This window comes from Phocaeicola barnesiae DSM 18169 = JCM 13652 (assembly GCF_000374585.1).
Lineage (GTDB): Bacteria > Bacteroidota > Bacteroidia > Bacteroidales > Bacteroidaceae > Phocaeicola > Phocaeicola barnesiae.
Map to the genome: position 1 here is coordinate 161,889 of NZ_KB894649.1, position 23,529 is coordinate 185,417.

A 23,529-nucleotide genomic window follows, 5' to 3' on the forward strand; every position below is an offset into this window, starting at 1 on the left:
AGCAAAATTATAAGAAAAGAAGCAAAAAAAGGGCAAGCCCGAAAGCCTGCCCTTTTCCATTCATATAGTTTCTAATACTGATTAGCAGTTTACAGAAGCCATGTGAGCGATCAGATCCAATACTTTGTTAGAGTAACCGATTTCGTTGTCATACCAAGAAACAACTTTAACGAAAGTATCAGTCAAAGCGATACCAGCTTTTGCATCGAAGATAGAAGTGTGAGTGTCACCCAAGAAGTCAGAAGAAACAACTGCATCTTCAGTGTAACCCAGGATACCCTTCAATTCGCCTTCAGAAGCTTCCTTCATTGCAGCGCAGATTTCAGTATATGTAGCCGGTTTAGCCAAGTTAACAGTCAAGTCAACTACAGATACGTCCAAAGTCGGAACACGCATAGACATACCAGTCAATTTACCGTTCAAAGCAGGGATAACTTTACCTACAGCCTTAGCAGCACCAGTAGATGACGGGATGATGTTACCAGAAGCAGCACGACCACCTCTCCAGTCTTTCATAGAAGGACCGTCAACAGTCTTCTGAGTAGCAGTAGTTGAGTGAACTGTAGTCATCAAACCATCTGTGATACCCCATTTGTCGTTCAAAACCTTAGCGATAGGAGCCAAACAGTTAGTAGTACAAGAAGCGTTAGAAACGAACTGAGTACCCTTAACGTAAGTCTTTTCGTTAACACCGCAAACGAACATCGGAGTGTCATCCTTAGAAGGAGCTGACATTACAACATATTTAGCACCAGCTTCGATGTGAGCCTGAGCTTTTTCCTTAGTCAAGAACAGACCAGTAGATTCTACTACGTATTCAGCACCTACTGCATCCCATGCCAATTCTTTCGGATCTTTGCATGCAGTTACACGGATTTCTTTACCGTTAACGATCAACTTGCTGTTTTCTACGTCAGCTTCGATAGTACCGTTGAATTTTCCGTGCATTGTATCGTATTTCAACATGTAAGCCAAGTAATCAACCGGGCACAAGTCGTTGATACCTACAATCTGAATATCACTTCTGTTCTGAGCAGCACGGAATACAAAACGGCCGATACGACCGAAGCCATTAATACCTACTTTAATCATTTTGTTTAAAATTTAAAGGTTTTATAATAAAATTTATAAACACTAGCAATTTTCATACCAAGGAATTATAGCTCATCGCTTTCCCTATCTTTCCTATTGCGATGCAAAAATAACTATTTCTTTTGAATTCCGCTCATTAAAAGTATTAAAATTAAGAAAAAAATCATCTGCGTCCAATCCTTTTTCTTTGTAAGTATGTTTTTACCTTGTAAATACACATGACATCGAAAAAAACATTACTTTTACCCTAGAAAAAACAAGAAAGAAAACAATGAAACAATGAAACAATGAAAAAGAGCAAATTCCTCCAGGACTTTAAAGCGTTTGCCATGAAAGGCAATGTAGTAGACATGGCAGTCGGTGTAATCATCGGCGGCGCATTCGGAAAAATCGTGAGTTCTGTCGTCAATGATATCATCATGCCACCGTTGGGACTACTGATTGGTGGAGTCAACTTCAAGGACTTGAAACTCGTCCTGAAACCGGCTGTTGTAGAAAATGGAGAAGAGATAGCTGCCGTTACCTTAAACTACGGCAATTTCCTTCAGAATATATTCGACTTTCTGATCATCGCCTTTTCCATCTTCCTGTTCATCCGTGTCATGACCCGACTGATGAACAAGAAGAAAGAAGAGGCACAGGCTGCTCCTACGCCTCCGCCCGCACCTACCAAAGACCAGGTACTGCTGACGGAAATCCGTGACCTGCTGAAAAAGATGAACGAACAGAAATAAAGACTCATCCAACCGTATCGTGTATATTATAAGGTATACACGATACACTCAACTGAATCACATGTGTATTTGACAAATCATAAAACCTTAATCCATGAAGCATCTGAACGTAAAATCGTGCTGCCTGATGGTCTGCTGCCTGTTGACCGTCACAACGGCAGAAGCTGAGAACATCCGGAAAAAAGTAAAGAATGCGCCCGGAATTGAAGTGACCTACCAATCCAGTTACAAGGGGAAAGTAGCTCCCGGACAGGTATTGATGAAAGTAATAGGAGACGAAGTGATTCTGACCTCCCTGAAACCGGAAGGAAAACCGGCTGAAGAGATTCGCGAACAGGACAAGGCTCCGGTAATCACCAATTACATCGACTACGAGGCCTGCAAATCGTATAAACGGGCCGAACTTCCTGACGGAAGAATCATTTCGGCGGCTACTCCATTTGAATACGGAAAGGGCTTCAAAGAAGTAGGAACCGACAAAGTGCTGGGATTGGACTGCAAGATTCTACAGACCATTATCAACTCGAACACCATCCAGGTATGGTACACCACCGACATTCCGTTCCGCGGAACCCCACAGGCCAATGTAGGCGTTCCTGACGGACTCGTGCTGAAAGTAGTCCGAAACGGTGACACCGTACAGGAAGCCATCAGCATCAATCCGGAAAAGGAAACGGGCACTTCCCTCCTGCCCACCTCTTGGGGAAATGTGATGGACAACGCCGATTACCAGTATACCCTCAATCAAAGCGGGGTAATCACCATTCCGGTATTCAACGAGCAGACCATCTGCTTCAACGGTGCCAAGCTCCCGGACCAACTGAATGACAATGAATGCTACAGTGCCGCCGGAGGAACCGTCATCCTGAAGAAGGTAAAGCTTCCTGAATATGTAGCGAACCGTACCGTATTCGTCGAAGTATCCCAATATTCCGATGGCGACGCTTACGACCGTACAGGTTCAGTCTTTCTGATACCGACCGACAAGAAACAATCGTTCCTCGACGCCTTGCGCAACCTGAACAGCGTTCCGTCCTTCCGTTCAGACAGCACAGACTATCACGGGCTGGTAGCAACCGAAACGTACGACACCCCGATAGAACTCATGCGGTTCTTCACCGGATTCGGTGTCCGCAGCTACAACCACAACAAAGTAATGGGTCAGGATTGGGTAGACTCTGTATTATACAAGAGTGAAGTAACCCCGCTTGTAGAGCATCTGCAAGGTGAAGCCTGGATTGGAGCCTATATCGGTAACTGGGATGCCAAAGGACACCGCCTGTCCCTGAAACTGAAATACTATCCGGACGATGAACATCGGATATACAAATCCATACCACTGTTCAATACCGTAAACTACATGGAACAGGCCGGACAGCCCTACCCCATCTTCATGCTGAAGGATTCCCTGAAAGCGACCTTCACCCTGAAAGAACCGGTAAAGGATGCCAAGCTCTACTATTTCACTACCGGACACGGTGGCTGGGGAAACGGTGACGAATTCAACCAGAAACCGAATACCATCTATCTGGACGGCCAGAAAGTGATTACCTTCATCCCGTGGCGTGACGATTGCGGCACTTACCGCAACTGGAATCCCTGCTCAGGCAACTTCTCAAACGGCCTGAGTTCTTCCGATTTAAGCCGCTCCAACTGGTGTCCGGGAACGGTCACCAATCCGGAATACATCTACTTGGGCGATTTGGAGGCAGGTACCCACACCATCACCGTTCAGATTCCTCAAGGAGCTCCTGAAGGAGGCAGTAACAGCTACTGGTGTATCTCCGGTACTTTGATTTATTGATTCGTCCTTCATCCAAGCAAAAGTCCCAGGCCTGCCAAAGAGACCTGGGATTTTTGTTTATTTACGCTTCCGCAGGACGAAGAAGCCAGAAGAAAAAACAAGCATTCTACAAACCACCAGTCCTAACCCACTACACATAATATCCGACCAGGGAGATGATGAACTTGCCATTTTGCGCGAGTATAGCATTGTGCCACAAGCATGGACGCCTTTTGCCGAAGGCATGAACAACATGTTTACCGATCGGTACTGACCGGTCTGTAACGGAAAAATTCCACTTTCAGTAAAACGGGTACATACCTCCGGTTTATCGTTACGGATATTTTGCCTGTTCCACACTACTTTTGTATAGAGAATAAAATCAGAAGATTATAGACCGAAGAAATTTTCTAAAACAAGCGACCGGCTACGCGCTGGCGATAGCCGGAACAATGACGGGCATAGGACAGGTCCTTGCCTCTACAATGCCTGAGCACCGGGTAGACCCGAACGTACCGATGGAAGGTGTGGCAGGCGTAGTAAAAGGCCTGATGCAAGAAGGGAAAGTATTACATTGGGGATTATCAGAGGCAAGTGCCGGTTCCATCTGCCGGGCACACTCCGTATGTCCGCTTTCGGCAGTGCAGAGCGAATATGCCATCTGGTGGCGTGAGCCGGAAACCAAGATATTCCCCACGCTTCAGGAACTGGGCATCGGCTTTGTGCCTTATTGCCCACTGGAGCGTGCATTCCTTACCGGAACCATCGACGAAAGCAGCCGATTTCCAAAGGGCGACCGCCCTTACAACCTGCCGCAGTTCCAACCAGAAGCGTTGAAGCACAATATGCCACTGGTCTATCTCGTAAAGAAATGGGCAAAACGCAAAGGCGTGACTCTGGCACAGTTCGCCCTGATATGGATGCTCTCGCGCAAGCCGTGGATTGCTCCGATACCCGGAACAACCAATCCCGACCACCTGGATGACTTTCTCGGCGCGGCCTCCGTACGGCTGACTCCCTAATCTGACGCATCAGAAAAACAAGGATATCGTGTTCCTCGTCGGTCATGTGCAGAGCCTCGTTCACGCGGTAATCGAAAAAAGAATAATCCTTGATGTGATTTTCAAGAGGGAATCCATGCAGCAGGTCACCAACCCAATGATATGGACTATCTTCTTTTCAGAATCAGGAGTACTTGCATCAGCAAATGGTCATCAGTTACGAAAATACGGATTCTCCCTTTTCAAACATTTGTATGCCAGTGTTTTTTCCGGTCCGTCCGTTCATTTCGAGTCATTCGTCCGTTCGTTTTAAGTCAAATGTCCGTTCGTTTTGAATCAAACGTCCGTTCGTTTTAAGTCAAACGTCCGTTCGTTTCGAGTCATTCGTCCGTTCGTTTTAAGCAGGCATTCTACGATGCTACAGGCATTAGCTCTATACATATAACAATAGCGGTTGTTACTATCAGCCCGATAGTAGCAGCCGCTATTGTTTTATTGTACCTATATGCAGCAGTTGCATCAGCTACCGGATGCATCCAGCCAGGCCAATGCAGCAGCTCCCAAGATAGCCGCCTCCGCATCTTTTAAAGCCGAGACCAGAATCCGAGCCGTTCCTCTATAATTTTCGAATACCTCTTTATCATAAGTCTCTTTCAGCGGATTCATCAGCAAGTCGCCGGCTTTTGTCAACCCGCCAAACAGAATAAAGGCCTCCGGGTCTGAGAACGTGGCAAAATTGGCCAGACTTTCGCCCAACAATTTCCCGGTAAACCGGAAAACCTCGTTGGCTATCCGGTCACCCTTGACAGCTGCCTCATAAACATCTTTCGAAGTTATTTCATCGACAGCCATCGACCTGAGTAAACTGGGAGCATCATCTTTCTCCAAGAACTCAACAGCCGTACGGGCCACGCCAGTAGCCGAACAATATGCCTCCAGACATCCCTTTCTACCACACGGACACGCTCTTCCATTCTCCGGACGGATTGTTGAATGACCGAGTTCACCGGCAAAACTATTCTTACCATAGACCAGTTTGCCGTTCACTACAATACCACTACCGACTCCGGTCCCCAGGGTTATCATCATGAAATCCTTCATACCTTTGGCAGCCCCGAACAACATTTCGCCCAAAGCGGCCGCTTTGGCATCGTTCGTTATCCTGACCGGCAGATGCATCTTCTGCTCCAGCAAATCGGTCAACGGGACAACCCCTTTCCACGGAAGATTCGTCGCGTTCTCAATGGTCCGCTTCCAATAGTTGACATCGGGAGCCCCTATACCGAAAGCATGGATTTCATGTTCACAACCGTAAGTCGAAATCAGTTTTTCGGCTTCCGAGGCACAGGTAGAGACATAATCTTCCAGAACCGGGTATGCCTGCGTCTTGAACGAAGAAGTTGCAAGTACCTTTCCCTCCCGGTCGACGATACCCAATACAGAATTTGTTCCGCCAAGGTCTAAAGCCAATACATATTTCTTGCTCATAATGCAGATTTTAAGATATCCGGATGTTCCTTGTAGATTTTCACTATCAGTTCACCGAACAGCGTATTCGTCCAGGCGAACCACGAACGGGTAAATTTAGTCGGGTCATCCACATGGAAGGATTCATGCATGAAACCTGTATCTGCATCGGTATTCTTCAGCAACGTAACACAACGCCTGATTTCCTCCTTATCGGTCGATGTAAGAGCCTTCATGATGATGCTCATCGGCCAGGCGTAATCCAGTCCTACATGAGGGCCCCCTACCCCTTCGCCAGCCTTTCCTTTGAAGAAATACGGATTATTATCGCTCCAAATGAATTTACGGGTATTCAGGTATAACGAGTCGTCCTGTGAACAATAGCCCAGATAAGGTGCTCCCAACAGACTGGGGACATTGGCATCGTCCATACAGAGGCTGTTACCGTAACCATCCACCTCGAATGCATAAATCCTTCCGGCTACCGGATGATTTACCACACCATATTTCTTGATAGCCTCATCCACCTCGTCTGCCAGTTGCAGGCACTCCTGCGCAAACTCCTTGTTCCCATAAACCTTGGTTTCGATTTCGGCCAATTGTCTGAGCGAAACAACCGCAAACATGTTCGAAGGTATCAGGAATCCGTACTGGGTAGCATCATCCGAAGGACGGAAAGCTGAATAAATCAGTCCTACCGGCTTTACCGGTGCTCCGAATCCGCCGTTAATCTGTGAATCCGTCGGCCGGTCACAATCCCTGGTAAAGCTGTAAGGACCCAATCCATCTTTCCGCTGTTGTTCCTTGAAGGTCTGTACCACCAGTTTCATGGCATCGTGCCATACAGCATCGAAGACGGAGCTGTCACCCGTAATCAGCCAATAATGATAGGCCACACGGATGGGATAACACAACGAGTCGATTTCCCATTTCCGTTCATGCAGTTCCTTCACCATGTGCTGTGTATTGTCGGTTTCCCAATAACTCCCCAAAGGTCCGTCATTGAAAGCATTGGCATACGGGTCAATCAGAATACACTGGGCCTGCCTGTTAATCAGGCCGATAACCAGATTCTGAAGATTCTTGTCCTCTTTCAGCAATTGCAGATAAGGCCATACCTGGGCCGAAGAATCCCGCAGCCACATGGCATGGATATCGCCGGTAATGACAAACGTGTCCGGTTTATCCCCCTTCATACGAAACTCCACCGTCGTATCCAACGTATTCGGGAAACAATTTTCAAACATCCACCTCAGCTTGGGGTCACTGATGGCATCCCTTACTTCTACAATCATTTTCTCTACAGCTTCTGAGCTGAAGTTACGCTTTGCTATTTCGGGACGTTTGGACTCATAAGAAGTCTGTGCATAGGTCTCCGTATATCCCGAACATGCCAGCAACAGAGCCATTGCCGAAACGCCTAAAAACTTATTGCTTATCATCGTTCACCCTTTCCTTTAAAAATTATTCTTTCCTTCCTTGACCTGTACCGTCATCTCCTTATCTCCATAAAGGATGGTCAGTTCAAAAGGTACATTCGATTCTACGGTCACTTGCGGTTTGTCTGATGCGGAACGTCTGCTCTTCGCCCTGAAGGAAACCAACCCGTCCGGTCCGAAAGGATACCTGTCAATTCCGTTCTCTTCGGTCAGATTCATGTCCCATACCACCTTACCTTCTGTATAATCGCCTCTGATACCGATGATGTATTCTATCAGTTCAGCAATAGGCGCAAGTCCGGTCCAACCGATAAACTCCTTACGGGCCATAAATCCCGGTTCGGCCAATTCCGGAGCATAATACTCCCAGAAAGTACCCGTCTTCTTATAAACCTGAAAGACCTGGTCATAATGACTCAAAGCTATCTTCCGGGCCAGTTCACGATAGCCATTCTTCACCAGTCCGGTCATGACCATGTAATTGGTTCCGGGCCAGATGCCTCCCTGCCAATATCGACCGTTAGCTTTGTAGCGTGGATTATCAGCCGACAAAGAAGGTATCATGAAAGGACGTTTGAAAGTCTCCGGATTCTCCAGCTGACCTATCATCCGTTTCATCTGCTCCTCATTCAGGACATCCGAGAAAAGTGCCCAATAGGCTCCGATGCCTTTAGTCTTACTCAATGAGCCGTCCGCATACTGGTCATACAGAAAGCCGGTCTTTTCATCCCACAAATTCTCGCTGATGTATTTCTTGAGAACCTGTATTTCATCTTCCAATTCTTCTATCTCCTGCCATCTTTCCAGATAGAATCCCATTTCAAGCAGCAGGTTCGCCGTGAACAGCTGTTGGAGGTTGGTATCCAACCAAATCATGTGACCATGGCTGTAGATCGGATTGTATTTGGATTCTACCCGAGGCATATTATCCATACCAGTTCCCCAGCCGCTGGACCAATATGTTCCGTTTCTCCAGGTTCTGTTCAACCGAAGCCACTTATAATAAGCACAAAGAACCGGGAAAATCTTATGCAACCGTTCCACATCACCAAACTGGTGATAATAGACCATTTCACACCAGGGAATCAGGTTCGGACCAGTACTCACGGGGTCATACCGTTCAAAACAGTCGGCACCATCGGCCTTAATCTCCCGACAGATAAAGCCATCCGGATGTTGTTTGGCGTAGAAATTATCCAACGTATTCTGGAACGGGAAGAAACGGGCTCCATATCTGGCAAACATCAGAATGAACGATGAATCCCACATGAAGATGTTACCGTTGTAAGCCGTATCAATATAAGGAGCGACGAAACCAGAGCCCGGCAACGGATTCTTGATATTGCCAACCGCTATTTCCCATGCCCTCCAGTACATATCGATTTCGTCCTGATGGCCGTCCCAAACCGGTAAAGGCAGAATATTCCTGGCCTCTTCAAAAGTCCCGGGATTCATGTATTTAGGTTTCGCTATACGATAATTATTCTCCGCCACAAGAGGTTCCTTTACATAAGTATCCTTGTATGGCAAATGATAGATACTGTCATTGCCGCATCCTTGAGAGAAAACATAACTGCTACCTCCCAACAACAATCCCAAAGTTAAACATACAATACGTTTCATGCCGGTCTCTCCCCATTAAAGGTTAAGCAAAGATTTGATTTTATGGAAAATGTCCGTATTCTCATAGATACCGGTAAACAGTTCCGCACCCGGGCCGAAAGCATATACAGGAACCATCACACCCGAATGTCCGGTAGTAGAGAATTTACATTTGATTTCCCCTTTATCCTTATCGCCATCGATAAGTGTAAGTCCACCTGTTTCATGGTCGGCAGTAACAACGACAAGGGTCTCACCGTCCTTGGCAGCCCACTCCAGAATCTTACCTACGGTACGGTCGAAGTCATGAGTTTCCTGCATCAGGAGGTCCAAATCATTGAAATGTCCGTAATCATCCAACTGCGAACCTTCTATCATCATGAAGAAACCGTTCGGATTCTGGTTCAACAGCTCGATACCTTTCAAAGACGACTGAGCCAGACGGTCTCCTCTTTCAGCCGGCAACGGGGTATCTACCGAATCGGTCACCGCAAAGATTTTTCCAGACTTGAGATTCTTGCACTCCTCCCAACTACGGGCTACCTGATAACCTTTCTGTTCCAGTTCCTTGAAAATATTACGTCCGTCTTTTCTGTTCTCAAACTTCTTGGCTCCACCGCCCACTACATAGTCTGCTTCACAATTCACATAATCGGCAATGATTTCATCTTCATTATCGCGGTCAGTGTTATGGCAACAGAAATCGGCCGGAGTCGCATCCCACAAACGGCAGGTTACCGCCACACCGGCAGACATGCCTTTCTGTTTAGCCAGTTTGATCAAAGAAGGCTGAGGATTCCCGTTCACATCGACTCCAACTGAGTGATAATTGGTCTTCTGCCCAATCGCCATGGCCGTTCCTCCTGCCCCGGAATCAGTCACCAGTTTATTGGCGCAATAGGTCTTAGACAAACCGGTTACTTCACAATTTTCCAGATATAATTTCCCCCGATTGGCTGTCCATGCCGAATATACATGCATCAGACTCATTCCGTCTCCAATCATCAGAATCACGTTCTTCACCTTAGTACCTGTCGGTGGAACAATCTTTTCTACCGGATAAGGATTCTCCATGACATAAGTCTGCACTTTGTCTGTTCTACTGTTCTGCGCAACTCCATTTCCTACAATTGCCACTGACATGATGCAAGTGACAATCCATTTATTGATTCTCAAATTCATAGTTTGACGTATTTAATAATATAAATTATTTCATTCATTTTATAAAAAGGACATCAGCCGGAATAGTCTCCATCTGCCGGGCATCAGGAGTCATCCATTCCCAGCCTAATTCTTCGCCCTCATAATCTTCAAAATACAGCAATCTGTAAGCATGCAACCCTTTTTTCAGGGCTATCTTACCTGAAGCGCTGATGGCAGCATGCGAACCGTCGTTATCCACAACCTTTGTATCGCCGATGTAGAGAACACTACCGTCATCCGATTTCGTCGCAAAAGTATATACGCCGTCTTCGGGGACATTGATTAAACCTTCAAAGATGTAGCCGAAATGGTCTGCTTGTGGGGCTTCCTTAATAGAAGGCTCTTTCATAATCCCCTTGCCGACCGGTCTGCTTTTTTTCAAGTCATTGACGGTCTGATAATATCCCTCAAAATAGGTATAAGATGTTCCATTTTCAGAAGCGGTCTTTGTCAGCGCTGGCTCCAATACGGCTTTGGTAGCTTCAATCGTAAAAATCCGACTAGGAACATAACCAGCCTTAAACGCTCTGGTCTTGATGGTAGTGGTCTTGTCGATGGACAAAGTTCCTTTATACAGCTGTGAATTTTCTGTCGGCTCACTTCCATCCAACGTATAATAAATGCGGGCCCCTGTTGTGGCAGAACCTAAATTCACGTCTACATGTTCCATGAACAGGTTCAGGTCTCTGTCTACGTATGGCATAGCCACTACAGATTCTTTGGTATACGAATACGGGAAAGCATCCACTCCCGTTCCTCTCTTGAGGTTAGGCTTATCAGTCAGAACAAACTCCAGTACACCACCCTCCATCAGCTGATTGTAGGTCACGTAATTTTTATCGATTACCTGCCCGTTCAGTCTGACTTCATCAACATAAACCTTCTTCAAACTGCCTTCAGCTTTAATCAGAAGTTGCTTACCGTTGGCCAACAAAAGCTTCACTTCATCAAACAATGGAGTCGTAAGTACAAATTCGTTGCTGCCCGGACATACCGGATAAAAGCCCATGGCCGACAAGATATACCAGGCAGACATCTGTCCACAATCTTCGTTACCGATAATACCCTCCGGAGTCGGAGCATACATTTCATCCAGCAGTCTCCGGGTCATGGCCTGTGTCAGCCACGGTTTTCCGATGTAGTTATATAAATAAGCCATGTGATGACTGGGCTCATTACCGTGCGCATACTGTCCAATCAGTCCTGTAATGTCCGACAGCTCACCATCCATTTCTGAACTTACGACAAACAAGGAGTCCAGACTGGCTCCGAAGGCTTCCACCCCACCGAACTGCTGAATCATCCCGTTGATATCATGAGGCACAAAGAACCTGTATTGCCAGGCAGTCGCCTCCGTATAGTCCCGACCCACTTCATAGGGATTGAAATGCTCCATCCAGTTTCCATCCATGCGTTTTCCCCTGAAAAATTTGGTCAGTCCGTCGAATACATTGATGTAATTCTGGGAACGGGCGATATAAGTTTCATAAATCTCTTTCTTTCCCATTGCCTTAGCCATTTGGGCAATGCACCAATCATCGTACGCAAATTCCAGCAGACAAGATACAGATTCCTTCTTGATATTGGCCGGTATGAATCCGTACTTGATGTAATAATCTGCTCCCTTCTTATTAATTTCCGACGATTTCACCATGGCAGCCAATGCCTTTTCCGCATCGAATCCTCTGATTCCTTTCAAATAAGCATCGGCTATGATAGAAGCAGAATGATAACCAATCATCGTATTGGTCTCACCGGCCGAAAGCGGCCATAATGGTAATTCTCCCGAAGCATCATACATCCTGATAAACGAATTCACCATGTCATTCACCAACACCGTATCCGTAAGCGTCATCAATGGATGCCACCCCCGAAACGTATCCCAGGTAGAGAAAGTAGAAAACATCTTCCTGCCTTCTGCCACCTTTCCGATTGTCATATCATGGCGCCTGTACTCACCATTGACATCATTCACCTGATTCGGTACTACCATTGCATGATACCAGGCCGTATAGAAATTCTTCCGCTGTTCCTCGGTTCCACCTTTTACCTCAACTACAGCCAAAGCCTTCTTCCAGGTATTTTCGGCGTTACTCCTTACTGTTTCAAAGTCGAACGCTGGAATTTCCTTTTCCAGGTTCTCCCTGGCATTTGCTTCACTCACAATCGAAATGCCGACCTTCGCCAAAACAGTTTTCTTTTCCCCGAACGAAGCAACAGCCAACAGATGAGTTCCTGCAACAGAATCATTCTGACTGACCGGTTCTCCCTCTTTTATCAATTGAAGTTGCTGGATAGGTTCCGAAAATCTGACCGTAAAGAATACATATTGATTATCCACCCATCCACGGGTTCTCCGCATACCAGAAATTTCATTCCCACCGGTTCTCTTGATTTGCGCTTCGTATATGAATTCATTATCCAGCAAATGAGCCAAATCGACGATGACAGATGACTGATTCCCCGAATGGAACGTATACCGATGTATACCCGCATGGGCAGTAGCCGACAGTTCGGCCTTTATATCTTCATCCTCCAGGTATACCGCATAATATCCAGGCCTTGCCGTTTCATTCTGATGCGAAAACACAGCCGGTGAATAAACAGGTTGACTCTTATCTCCTAGCGCAACAGGACGGCTCGTAGGCCGAAGTAAAACATCGCCCAAATCAATGCATCCGGTACCGCTCAAATGTGTATGAGAAAATCCGAACAAGGTAGAATCGGAATAATGATATCCGGAACAAGCATCCCAGTTTCCCTTTCTGGTGTCCGGACTTAGCTGTACAGAGCCAAACGGAAGTGTTGCTCCAGGATAAGTATGCCCGTGAAACCCTGTCCCGACAAACGGGTCTGCATAATCTATAGCAGTAGTCTTATTGCCAGCCACTGTACATGCGCTCAATACACATAAACAGGCAGCAAGAAATACAGGTGTCTTCATAATAAAAAGATAGTGTAAGATGATTTTAAAGCACGCTATATTAAAAAAATGTCATTCCCAATTCCTGGATATTTCTAGAAACACCCTGAATTAGGAATGACAAATATAAGAATTTATGAAGGAACATGAACTATCAATAGCCCTTATTTTGTTTCAGCTTACCGTTTGATTTCGTAATCTGGTTAGACGGATAAGGGAATACCATCATGTAATCTTCGTAAGTTTTCTTTTCCTTATAATCTTCATAATCACCGATAGTGAAAGTAGATTCAGGATTAGAACGGTCCTCATAAATACGTACACGCGGATGAGCATTCAACTCTTTAGCTGCAAGTTCCTTGATTTCCGCATTGCTGGAACGATGCCAGCGCTTCAAATCGAACAGATGGTCCGTATACTCAAAGGCCAATTCACAACGACGTTCATGATACAGGTCCTTCATGGTAGGAGTTCCTTCCAACGGCTGCAGATTGGAACGGACACGGATTCTGTTCAAATCAGCTTTAGCTAATTCCGGCTTACCTGTCATCAGATAGGCTTCGGCCCGGAACAGCAACATTTCCGCAAAACGAATCAACGGGAAATTGATACGTGCCGTAGGCCAGTCACCGTTTGTATTGACATAACCTTCATTGGTAGCATCTTTATGCTTGAACGGGTCCATGTATTTATTAATCTGGAAACCTGCTTCCAAATCTGAGACAGAAAAGAAGCGACGTTTTTCACCGAAGAATTCAAACTCCTGATTGTATTCCAGAATGGAACGTACCAGACGGTCGTTACCGGCTCCATCTTTGGCCATCTCTTCATAGATGTCATAAGACGGTTTGAGCTGTCCCCAACCGTTATAGATACCCCAACCTTTGTTTTCGAGAACAATACCCGGGAACTCTACACCACCTCCGGTAGAACCTCCGGTAGAAGGAATGGACCAGATATATTCGGCGTTCCAGAAATCAGCAAAATCAGAAGAGAAGATTTCGGCAAAAGTCGGAGCCAAATCACGTCCATACGTATTCTCCAGCTCATTCACCATGGCAATGACATCATTCCATTTACCTTCATCCCAGGTAGCCCAATATGCATAGACTTTCGCCTTATAGGCTACAGCTGCAGCTTGGTGCGCTCTACCTTTATCATCATCCGAATACTCTTCGAATTTAGGGAGGTATGAGATAGCCTGATCCATATCGTCAATGATAGCCTGATAGTTATCGGTTACAGAAGCCAACTGTGGAGGTATTGAATTGTCATAATCTCCTTCAAAGTCTTCATATCGCACAAATGGAACTCCTTGTTCGTCTGTTCCATAACGATAAGCTATCCAGAAATGAGCCATACCTCTCATAAAATATGCTTCTCCCAAGCTTCTGGTTTCCACATCGGTCAGCTGAGTCGTTTTCTTCTTGTTCAACAACTGCTTGATAATCCAGTTGGAACGCGACATGTTCTGATAGAACATATTGAACGTATCGCTAATCGGACTTTCATCACCGGTATAGGCGAAAGTGGCCAATGTATTGTATCCTCTGGTACGTCCCCAAACGATGTCACAGGCAGCACCCTGTTCCCAGAATAATTCACGTCCGAATCCGGTCTCCTGATGTATAGGAGCATAAAGACCGTCGATGGCATCGATTGCCTGCTGGTCATTGGTAAAATAAGCATTGGTAGTAGGATTTCCCTCAGACTGTACATCCAGGAAATCACTGCACGAACTGAGAACAAGTCCGGATAATGCGATTATTGATATATATTTTTTCATATTCATCTACTGTTATTGTTTTAATAAGTCAATTTAAATCCTACAGACAACACTCTGGATACCGGATATTTCATGGCATCGTATCCACCACATTCCGGGTCAATTCCGGAGTAACTGGTTATCGTAAACAGATTTTCACCGCTGAAATATACAGACATCCGGCTATTTCTTTCCTTCAAGTGTGAAATCTTACGCAAGATATCCGTCAAGTCGTATGAAACTGTAAGATTCTTGAGACGGAGGTATGAAGCGTCTTCCAGATACCAGTCTGACGGTGTACTGAAGTTACCGTTCGGGTCATTCTTCGACAATCGAGGGATATCGGAAGAAGTATTTGTCGGGCTCCATGCATTCAGAATTTCACTATCACGGTTGAAGTTTCCTTCCACATCACTCAGAGTCATGTATTTCGCTACGTTCAGAGCCTGCGCGCCACCTACTCCCTGGAACATGGCACTGACAGAAAGTTTCTTGTAAGTAAAACCACCTGTCAAGGCAAAGGTAGTCTTAGGAGTCGCACTTCCACAATACTGACGGTCCAGATCATCAATGGTCCCATCACCGTTGAAGTCAACAAACTTCAGGTCGCCGGCTTTAGCCTCAGGCTGTATACGGTTACCGTTCTTATCAACATAAGCTGCAGCTTCTGCATCGCTTTGGAAAATACCATCGGTTCTGATCAAGTAATAAGAATTCAAAGGTTCACCCTCTGCTGTCTGGTACATATAAGGCAAGTTACGGAAACTACCGTCACCGGTCCATACTCCCGGATTACCGTCTTCATCTTTTACACCGATGTCAGACACCCAGTTCTTCAGGTAAGAAAAGTTTGCCGACAAGAAATAAGAGAAATTCTTGTTTACCTGGTCATTCCAGCTCACTTGCGCTTCAAAACCACGGTTTCTTACTTCACCTTGATTCACAAGCATCGCATCTACACCGATGGTACTCGGCCAGTCCATGGTCTGTGTCTGAATCAGGTTGAATGTACGTTTGTCGAAATAGTCCAATTGGATAGACAAGCGTTCTTTGAACATTTCGATATCCAAACCTATATCGGTCTGTTCGGACGTTTCCCAGGTCAGGTTCGGATTCACGGCAGTCTGGTAATATACAAAGTTATTCCAAAGTTTATTGGACATTACGCCATACTGTGCCTGTTCTGTCCAGAACGTAGTACCCAGCAACGGTGAGCTGTAGTTATAGTTGATAGATCCCAGATTACCTACACGTCCCCATGATGCACGGATTTTCAGCAAGCTGATCAAATCACTCTTGTGGAAGAATTTTTCATTAGAAATTTTCCATGCGGCTGTAGCAGCAGGGAAATCACCGTAATTATTTGCCTTCGGCAGACGTCCGGCATAATCCCGTCTCCAAGATGCTGTAACAAAATAACGGTCATCGTATGAGTAGGCAGCACGGGCTATCAATGACACATTCGCATCAGGACCGGTCATGTAATCGGTAGCAGAAAGAGAACCGGCATAAGCCAAGTATTGCAGATAGGCACTTTCATCCTGGAAGTCTTTACCTACCACTTCAAATCCTCTGGTCGCCAGATGGTCGGCAGTCGTAGAGAACAATCCACCGATGGTATGTTTTCCAAAGGTATTATCATAAGTCAACGTATTTTCAGTTTTCCAACTGTCACTTCGATAAGCGCTCTCTGTAAGTGAATTGGACAAATCAGGTTTACCTACTTCATCACGGATAGGGCTGAAAAGCTTGTAATTGTTGTTCTTCAGGTTGTAAGTAAAACGGCTGATGAATTTAAGGCCAGGAATGACATTAGCAATTTCCAGACTGCTGGTTGACCAGATATCACTGGTCCGGTTGAAAATGTTATTTGCCTCCAGGGTACGCACCGGATTTACGGCATCACCATGAATATCCGCGAAATTTGACCCATATTGTGCTATGTACGCCGGATCTTCAGTTGTTGTACCTCCGTAGGTACCGTCTAACGGATTGTATACCGTAGCACTGGCCGGCATATAAATAGCCGAAAGAATGGCTCCAGTATAAGCACTTTCTGTATCGCTGGTCTGACTTTCTGTATTCTTCCATACAAAATCCTCACTGACAGTCACCCATTTATTCAGTTTGAATTTACCGTTATAACGCAGAGACAGATTTTTATTGAAAGTATTGATAAGGGTACCTTCATCATTATCGTATGCAAAGGAAACTCTGTTCGAGAAATTCTCTGTACCGACATTGAATGCCACATTGTGTCTTTGATACAAAGCTGTGCGGAAAATCTCATCCATCCAGTCGGTACGGGTAGTGGCAATCCAAGGGTTCTTGGTTACATCCCATCCCTGTGGAAGTGTAAAACCGGCGTTCGCATACGAAAGTTTACGCATTTCTATCTCCTGTTCAGCATTCAAAGGTACCGGAAGATTGGTAGCCTGACGTATACCGAAGGTTGCATCATAACTTACAGACGGAGCACCCTCCTTCGCTTTCTTGGTAGTAACCAGAATAACACCACCGGCACCAGACTGAGCTCCATAAATAGCTGCCGAAGCCGCATCTTTCAATACGGTAATTGATTCAATATCGTTCATGGAAGCGATAGGAGCACCGGGCACCCCATCAACTACCCACAATACATTATCGCCATTCTGAGAACCTTGGCCACGGATAACAATAGAAGGAGCTGAAGTCGGATCACCACCATTTGCCTGAACCGTTACACCGGCCAATTGACCTTGCAACATACTTTCTGTTGAGCTGACCGGACGTGTCGTCAGTTCTTCCGTATTACTCAATACACCTACAGAAGCAGACAAGTCTTGTTTACGGGCATTCGCACCGTATCCCAGTACAACAACTTCATCCAATACTTCGGTATCCTCTTCCAGTACAACAGTCAAATCTGTTCCTGATGGAGTAATCTCCTGGCTTGTATAGCCGATATACGATACAACCAACTTTTCATTCTTAGCTACATCAATGGAAAACTCTCCGTCGATATTGGTAATTGTACCGCGTGTCGTGCCCTTTACAACAATAGATGCACCGATAACAGCATCTCCGTTTTTGTCTATGACCCGACCACGAATGGTCTTGTTCTGTGCAATCGAATAGTTCGAGCTTAAACCAACAGAATTTTCTCCTGCAGTAGCTGATAAGGAAAGGCATACAGATGCAAGTCCTAGTAAACTCACAAATCTTTTCTTCATCTTATGTATATTAAAATGTTAGCATTGACTTAACAAATATTCAGGACCGTAAATGATCCTTGCAAATTTAAAAAATGCTTTCAGAAATCAGATATCTTTAAAAGAACAAATCCTATCATAATAGCTTGTTTTATGGTAAAAACGATGGATTAAGCGCCATCTTATTACAACAGTATTTCAAGAACCCTCTACTTTCAAATTGTATCAATCTTATTTGAAGTTCGACCCAATCAGTCTTTTCACCAACTCCTGTCCGTCAGAAGTACCGGCAAAATCAATCAAAACGATACCAAAGCCTTTATAGAGTCCCTGAATTTCATGAGCTAGTCCTGGATTAACTTTATCGGAAAAATCTTTAGGACCATCTTTCGGAAAGGCCGTAGCACTGGCAAAACTGATGAACCATTTATTCGAATTCTCTTCCTCATGCATGGCTGCCATCATATTCTTGAGCGTTGTCGCCATCTTATAGGGTGCTTTTCCTGCATACCTGTGCTGATACTCATCCTGTAAAGAGACAAGAGCCTCTTTACCGTTACTGCCACGGATAGTCATGTCACACGTTACATTGTCTTCCCAGCCATAACAATATACGCCCGGATAATTTTCCATCACCTCATCCCGATGCACAAAGAAAATTCTGCCCCGACATTCATCAAGTGTGATATCGGCACGGAACTTATCCACAAAATACCGCTGATAGGCCTCGTTGGAAATAGATTCGGACAATAACCTTTTATATTCCTCCTTACTTCCACCTTCACACTTTACAGAAACGACCAAGGTCTCAGACGGATGTTTTTTCAAGAAATCAAGAAACAACGGCAATACATCCTTCTCCCAGGTGATGTTCTGACGGGCCGTTCCATGGTATACACGAAGCTCGTCATCCTCGGCCTTCAAACGTATATCAAATCCTCTGATACCGATGTTAAGCTGTTCCTCCAAAGAAACATCCTGTGTCTGAAGCAGCTTACCGCCTTCCAAAGCTCCACTATCGTGTGTAGCCGGAATAGACAGCTTGCACATTCTCTTTTTACCGTCTATCCGTTTCATCCATTCTCCAACTGTATTTTCCGGAGTGATATAAGGAGTTATCACCTCGAAGTTTCCTTCGCCATCCGTCCACCGACAAGTAGCCACGGCAAAAGTATTTCCTTTAAGACGTGCCACCGCAAACGAACCGTTACCGTCTTCATCCGGCCAGGCATTATTTACTTGGAATATGGTATAACCTCTATAAGATTCTATGGAAGGAACATGTGTATGCCCCACAAAGAAACCTACCACGTTATATTGATCCAACAGATCGAACAAAGCTTCTCGCTTATCTTTCGGCCACCATTTGATGGCCCATTTATCAAACCCATAATGTTGGATATAGACTACCGGGGTACCTCCTGCGGCATAGAGCCTCAAATCATTTTCAAGCCACTCCAGGCTGTTACCCTTGCAATAATGGTCGTCACCGGCATACGTATGCATCTGTACAAAATGTACATCCTCTATATTCCATGAATAAGCTCTGCTCTCCGGGTCAACACTCAGGATTTCCCCCTTCGCCAATTTGGCCTGCAGGACTGAATCCATATAAGCAAGGTTCATTTTGCGTCCTGCCAGATTATCGGCAGGTTTCTTCGAAACAGGGTCAATGTCATGGTTTCCGAATCCGGGGAATACCGGATATTTTATTTTCTTGTCATCCTCCCCGTTTGCCTGGTGGTATCTTTCTTTATAAAGGGAATGGGTCTCATCAAGTGCTTTATCAAAAATATCACCTGCAATAGCCACGCAATCCAATCGTTTCAAAGTATCTCCCTGAAAGCAAGGTGTACCATTTGGCCAGACAAAGTTATTCTCCAGGTTATTCAAGGCACGTACATGATAATACTGATCGGATTCCGGCAATAAATCGAAGTGCAAATCGGCCACAACCGCAAAAGTGATATCCCTCTCCGGACGTGCCTTGCTATTGAGTTTATCAATGATTCTGCCATCCTGAAGACGTATATAACTGGTAAATTCTTTTCTTCCTTCATACAGAGTAATGACACGTGCTCCAGGCTGAAGGTCGATGTATGTAGTCTTGCCTCCAGAAAAACGCCCATATCCCAGCGTTATGCCTTTATAGGAAGCAACATAATCATTGTCATGGTCATGACCGGTAAATACACCCATCACATCTCCTTGTTCCAACATCGCTCCGAACATTCCGCTATTGATGTCAGCAGGACATTCTCTTTCGAGTCTGATACCGGAAAAAGCTCCTTCCCGCTGATTGAACGCCTCAGTATATTCTACAAGGGGAATATGAAAAAAAGCCAAAGCGGGTATTGGTTCTCCCCCGTTTTGGGCTTTGTACCGATTACTCTGGTCCCGATACCAAGCAATCTGGTCATAATTAATCCAGGCATATCCCCCTACTTGGCTCAACAAAGAATTGGAATGTGAATCCAGGCAATAGATAAGAGCTTCTGTAGAAATCCCCTGCTTATCTTTTACTTCAAGTATCCTATCAGAAAGTTCACCTTTATCGTTAACCTCATTGAGGCAGTTGTTTGCCGAAGTAATAAGACGGGTTATTTCCTGATACGACAAATCCTGCTCCGTATCATGGTTTCCATTCATGAGGATATATGGGATTTCCGTTTCGTCCAAAACCGACAAGACTCTTTTCCAACCTTCGGCTGCAGGTTCTCCGGTCACTACGTCACCCGTCAGGACAAGGACATCAGGTTTTTCTGCCGCTACAGTTTTCCTTATCACATCGATAGCTACATCCGATTCCGTTTTCATCGGACAGAAATGCGTATCGGTAAATTGTACTATTTTAAAGGTTCCATTGTCTCGAAAATGCAACTCTTGTGCATTTGCTACCAGGACGATACAGAGCGCCATCCATGTTGCCCATAAGTTTCTCATAAATCAATCATTTTGTTAGATAAGAAATAAATTCAAGGTTAAACGTACGATTAGTTTTTAATATATAGAAACAAATATAATGTATTTTTTAATAACAAATTCACCAAAACCCAATTTTTTAAAAAGAAAAAAAGAGCTTGTAACGGAGATGTAACAATATCAGGCACAAAACAGCCGCATTTTCCAACTCAAAGCCATACAGTCAGACAGCAGAATAAAGAAACATTACAGCAAGCATTACATTTTCTACTCATAAGGAGAACAAGGAATTTCAGTTATGCTTACCTTTGCACCGCATAAAAAATGACAATACATCTTATGGATTCACTGAAGATTAACAAAGTACAGATACGTAATCTGATGATTGAAGATTACGACCAGCTTGCACAATCGTTTACACGTGTCTATTCAGACGGAAGTGATGTGTTCTGGACACACAAACAAATCGAGAAACTGATCAAGATTTTTCCCGAAGGGCAAATCGTTACAGTAGTCGACGAAAAGATAGTAGGATGTGCCCTCTCCATCATTGTCAATTACGATGATGTGAAGAACGACCACACCTATGCTCAGGTAACCGGTAAAGAGACCTTCAACACCCACAACCCCAAGGGGAACATTCTATACGGTATCGAAGTCTTCATCCATCCTCAGTATCGGGGATTGCGTCTGGCACGCCGTATGTACGAATACCGGAAGGAACTGTGTGAAAAATTAAACCTGAAAGCCATCATGTTCGGCGGACGTATTCCTAACTATCACAAATACGCAGACACCCTGCGTCCCAAGGAATACATTGACAAGGTACGCCGCAAAGAAATTTTCGACCCGGTACTGACATTCCAGTTATCCAATGACTTCCATGTACGCAAGGTTATGCGTAATTACTTGCCCAACGACGAAGAGTCCAAACACTACGCCTGCCTGTTGCAATGGGATAACATCTACTATCAGCCACCTACACAGGAATACGTCACTCCGAAAACCACGGTACGTGTCGGACTGGTACAATGGCAGATGCGTACATACAAGACCTTGGACGACCTGTTTGAACAAGTAGAATTTTTCGTTGATGCCGTTTCAGACTACAAGAGCGATTTCGTATTGTTCCCTGAATACTTCAATGCGCCCCTGATGGCTAACTTCAACAACCAGGGAGAATCGGAAGCCATCCGTGGCCTGGCAACCTATACGCAGGAAATCAAAGAACGTTTCATCAAGCTGGCCATCAGCTACAACATCAATATCATCACGGGAAGTATGCCGCTCGTCAAAGAGGATGGAAGACTGTACAACATCGGTTTCCTGTGCCGCCGTGACGGTACATACGAAATGTACGAGAAAATACATGTCACACCCGATGAAATCAAAAGTTGGGGATTGAACGGCGGAAAATCTTTACAGACATTCGAGACAGACTGTGCCAAAATCGGTGTGCTGATTTGTTACGATGTGGAATTCCCGGAATTGTCACGTATCATGGCCGACCAAGGAATGCAGATTCTGTTTGTACCTTTCCTGACAGATACCCAGAATGCCTATAGCCGTGTGAAGGTATGTGCCCATGCCCGTGCCATCGAAAACGAATGCTTTGTAGTCATCGCCGGTAGTGTAGGAAACCTGCCACGTGTACACAACATGGATATCCAGTATGCCCAATCCGGTGTATTTACTCCATGTGACTTCGCTTTCCCGACCGACGGAAAACGTGCGGAAGCGACTCCAAATACGGAAATGATTCTTGTTTCGGACGTAGACCTGGATTTGCTGAACGAACTCCATACATACGGTAGCGTACGGAACTTGAAGGACCGCAGAAGCGACTTGTACGAAGTCAAAATGAAAAAGAGTTCTCAGGCATAAAGCAATCTGCCTGCCAGATACAGAAAAGGGGATATGTCCAAACGGCACATCCCCTTTTTCTTACCTCAAACACCTGCTTCCAGACTACAGCCTAAAGGCTATTTTTCGGCCTTTAAGCTATTGGAATCAAGGAAAATTGCGTATCTTGCAACCGAGTTTTCAATTCAAAGTCAAACCTTAATACGCCCCATGCCATGTATCCCAAATTCATCATCACTCAAGATGGCGTACTGAAATTCGGTCACGTCTATCTGCACAAAGACTTACTTGCCTCCGATGAGCTGTGCACCTATGGAGGTGGACTGTGGAAAATTGATGACAGCCGTGGCGCAATACTTCTCTACGGCCGTTCATTCGATTTCGGTACCCCAAACTTCGACCACATACATCGGATAGAATGGTCAGGCATCGGTGGAAAACCTCTGCCCTTGTTTTACCTGCCCAACTGGCCGGAAGAAGATTTGCTAGTACCGGTTTACGCACAACCATAACCGGTAACGAAAAGTCTTACGCAAAGCAAGCA

13 protein-coding genes and 1 pseudogene are annotated in these 23,529 nt (G+C 45.2%); 5 read left to right on the forward strand and 9 right to left on the reverse strand.

Annotated features, from left to right (window positions below):
* Nucleotides 1-81: 81 nt before the first annotated feature.
* Nucleotides 82-1,092 (reverse strand): type I glyceraldehyde-3-phosphate dehydrogenase, encoded by a 1,011-nt coding sequence (gap, locus tag C510_RS0108835; protein ID WP_018710983.1) that lies wholly within the window; start codon nt 1,090-1,092, stop codon nt 82-84.
* Nucleotides 1,093-1,379: 287 nt separating this feature from the next.
* Between gap and mscL the strand changes: the two genes are divergently transcribed.
* From mscL to C510_RS0108850, 3 genes and pseudogenes are all read left to right on the forward strand, one after another.
* On the forward strand, nt 1,380-1,826 hold the full coding sequence (gene mscL, locus C510_RS0108840; protein WP_018710984.1) for a large-conductance mechanosensitive channel protein MscL: 447 nt from the start codon (nt 1,380-1,382) through the stop codon (nt 1,824-1,826).
* Between the two features lie 94 nt (nt 1,827-1,920).
* The gene (locus C510_RS0108845; protein WP_018710985.1) at nt 1,921-3,630 is read left to right on the forward strand and encodes a PNGase F N-terminal domain-containing protein; all 1,710 of its coding nucleotides are present in this window, start codon (nt 1,921-1,923) and stop codon (nt 3,628-3,630) included.
* A 470-nt stretch (nt 3,631-4,100) separates the two neighbouring features.
* Nucleotides 4,101-4,625, forward strand: a pseudogene (locus C510_RS0108850) (aldo/keto reductase); the annotation flags it as partial.
* Between the two features lie 504 nt (nt 4,626-5,129).
* Here the strand turns inward: C510_RS0108850 and C510_RS0108860 are convergent.
* From C510_RS0108860 to C510_RS16910, 8 genes are all read right to left on the reverse strand, one after another.
* Complete coding sequence (locus C510_RS0108860) at nt 5,130-6,098, reverse strand: ROK family protein (protein ID WP_018710988.1); 969 nt, start codon at nt 6,096-6,098, stop codon at nt 5,130-5,132.
* Nucleotides 6,095-7,486 carry a glycoside hydrolase family 125 protein gene (locus C510_RS0108865; protein WP_018710989.1) on the reverse strand — a complete coding sequence of 464 codons (1,392 nt, stop codon included), beginning with the start codon at nt 7,484-7,486 and terminating at the stop codon, nt 6,095-6,097. Before C510_RS0108865 ends, C510_RS0108860 begins: the two co-directional genes overlap by 4 nt.
* 48 nt (nt 7,487-7,534) lie before the next feature.
* The gene (locus C510_RS0108870; protein ID WP_025892386.1) at nt 7,535-9,139 is read right to left on the reverse strand and encodes an MGH1-like glycoside hydrolase domain-containing protein; all 1,605 of its coding nucleotides are present in this window, start codon (nt 9,137-9,139) and stop codon (nt 7,535-7,537) included.
* 15 nt (nt 9,140-9,154) lie between these two features.
* Complete coding sequence (locus C510_RS0108875) at nt 9,155-10,261, reverse strand: alkaline phosphatase (protein ID WP_018710991.1); 1,107 nt, start codon at nt 10,259-10,261, stop codon at nt 9,155-9,157.
* Nucleotides 10,262-10,334: 73 nt separating this feature from the next.
* Nucleotides 10,335-13,265, reverse strand: a complete 2,931-nt coding sequence (locus tag C510_RS0108880; protein WP_018710992.1) for a GH92 family glycosyl hydrolase — start codon at nt 13,263-13,265, stop codon at nt 10,335-10,337.
* 133 nt (nt 13,266-13,398) lie between these two features.
* Nucleotides 13,399-15,030 (reverse strand): RagB/SusD family nutrient uptake outer membrane protein, encoded by a 1,632-nt coding sequence (locus C510_RS0108885; RefSeq protein ID WP_025892387.1) that lies wholly within the window; start codon nt 15,028-15,030, stop codon nt 13,399-13,401.
* Between the two features lie 20 nt (nt 15,031-15,050).
* The gene (locus C510_RS0108890; protein WP_022338996.1) at nt 15,051-18,221 is read right to left on the reverse strand and encodes a SusC/RagA family TonB-linked outer membrane protein; all 3,171 of its coding nucleotides are present in this window, start codon (nt 18,219-18,221) and stop codon (nt 15,051-15,053) included.
* A gap of 210 nt (nt 18,222-18,431) precedes the next feature.
* Nucleotides 18,432-21,143, reverse strand: a complete 2,712-nt coding sequence (locus tag C510_RS16910) for a metallophosphoesterase (protein ID WP_154651966.1) — start codon at nt 21,141-21,143, stop codon at nt 18,432-18,434.
* A 318-nt stretch (nt 21,144-21,461) separates the two neighbouring features.
* Here C510_RS16910 and C510_RS0108900 point away from each other — a divergent pair, with 318 nt between their 5' ends.
* Nucleotides 21,462-23,006 carry a carbon-nitrogen hydrolase family protein gene (locus tag C510_RS0108900; protein ID WP_018710996.1) on the forward strand — a complete coding sequence of 515 codons (1,545 nt, stop codon included), beginning with the start codon at nt 21,462-21,464 and terminating at the stop codon, nt 23,004-23,006.
* Nucleotides 23,007-23,200: 194 nt separating this feature from the next.
* Complete coding sequence (locus C510_RS0108905; RefSeq protein ID WP_018710997.1) at nt 23,201-23,497, forward strand: hypothetical protein; 297 nt, start codon at nt 23,201-23,203, stop codon at nt 23,495-23,497.
* Nucleotides 23,498-23,529 lie beyond the last annotated feature (32 nt).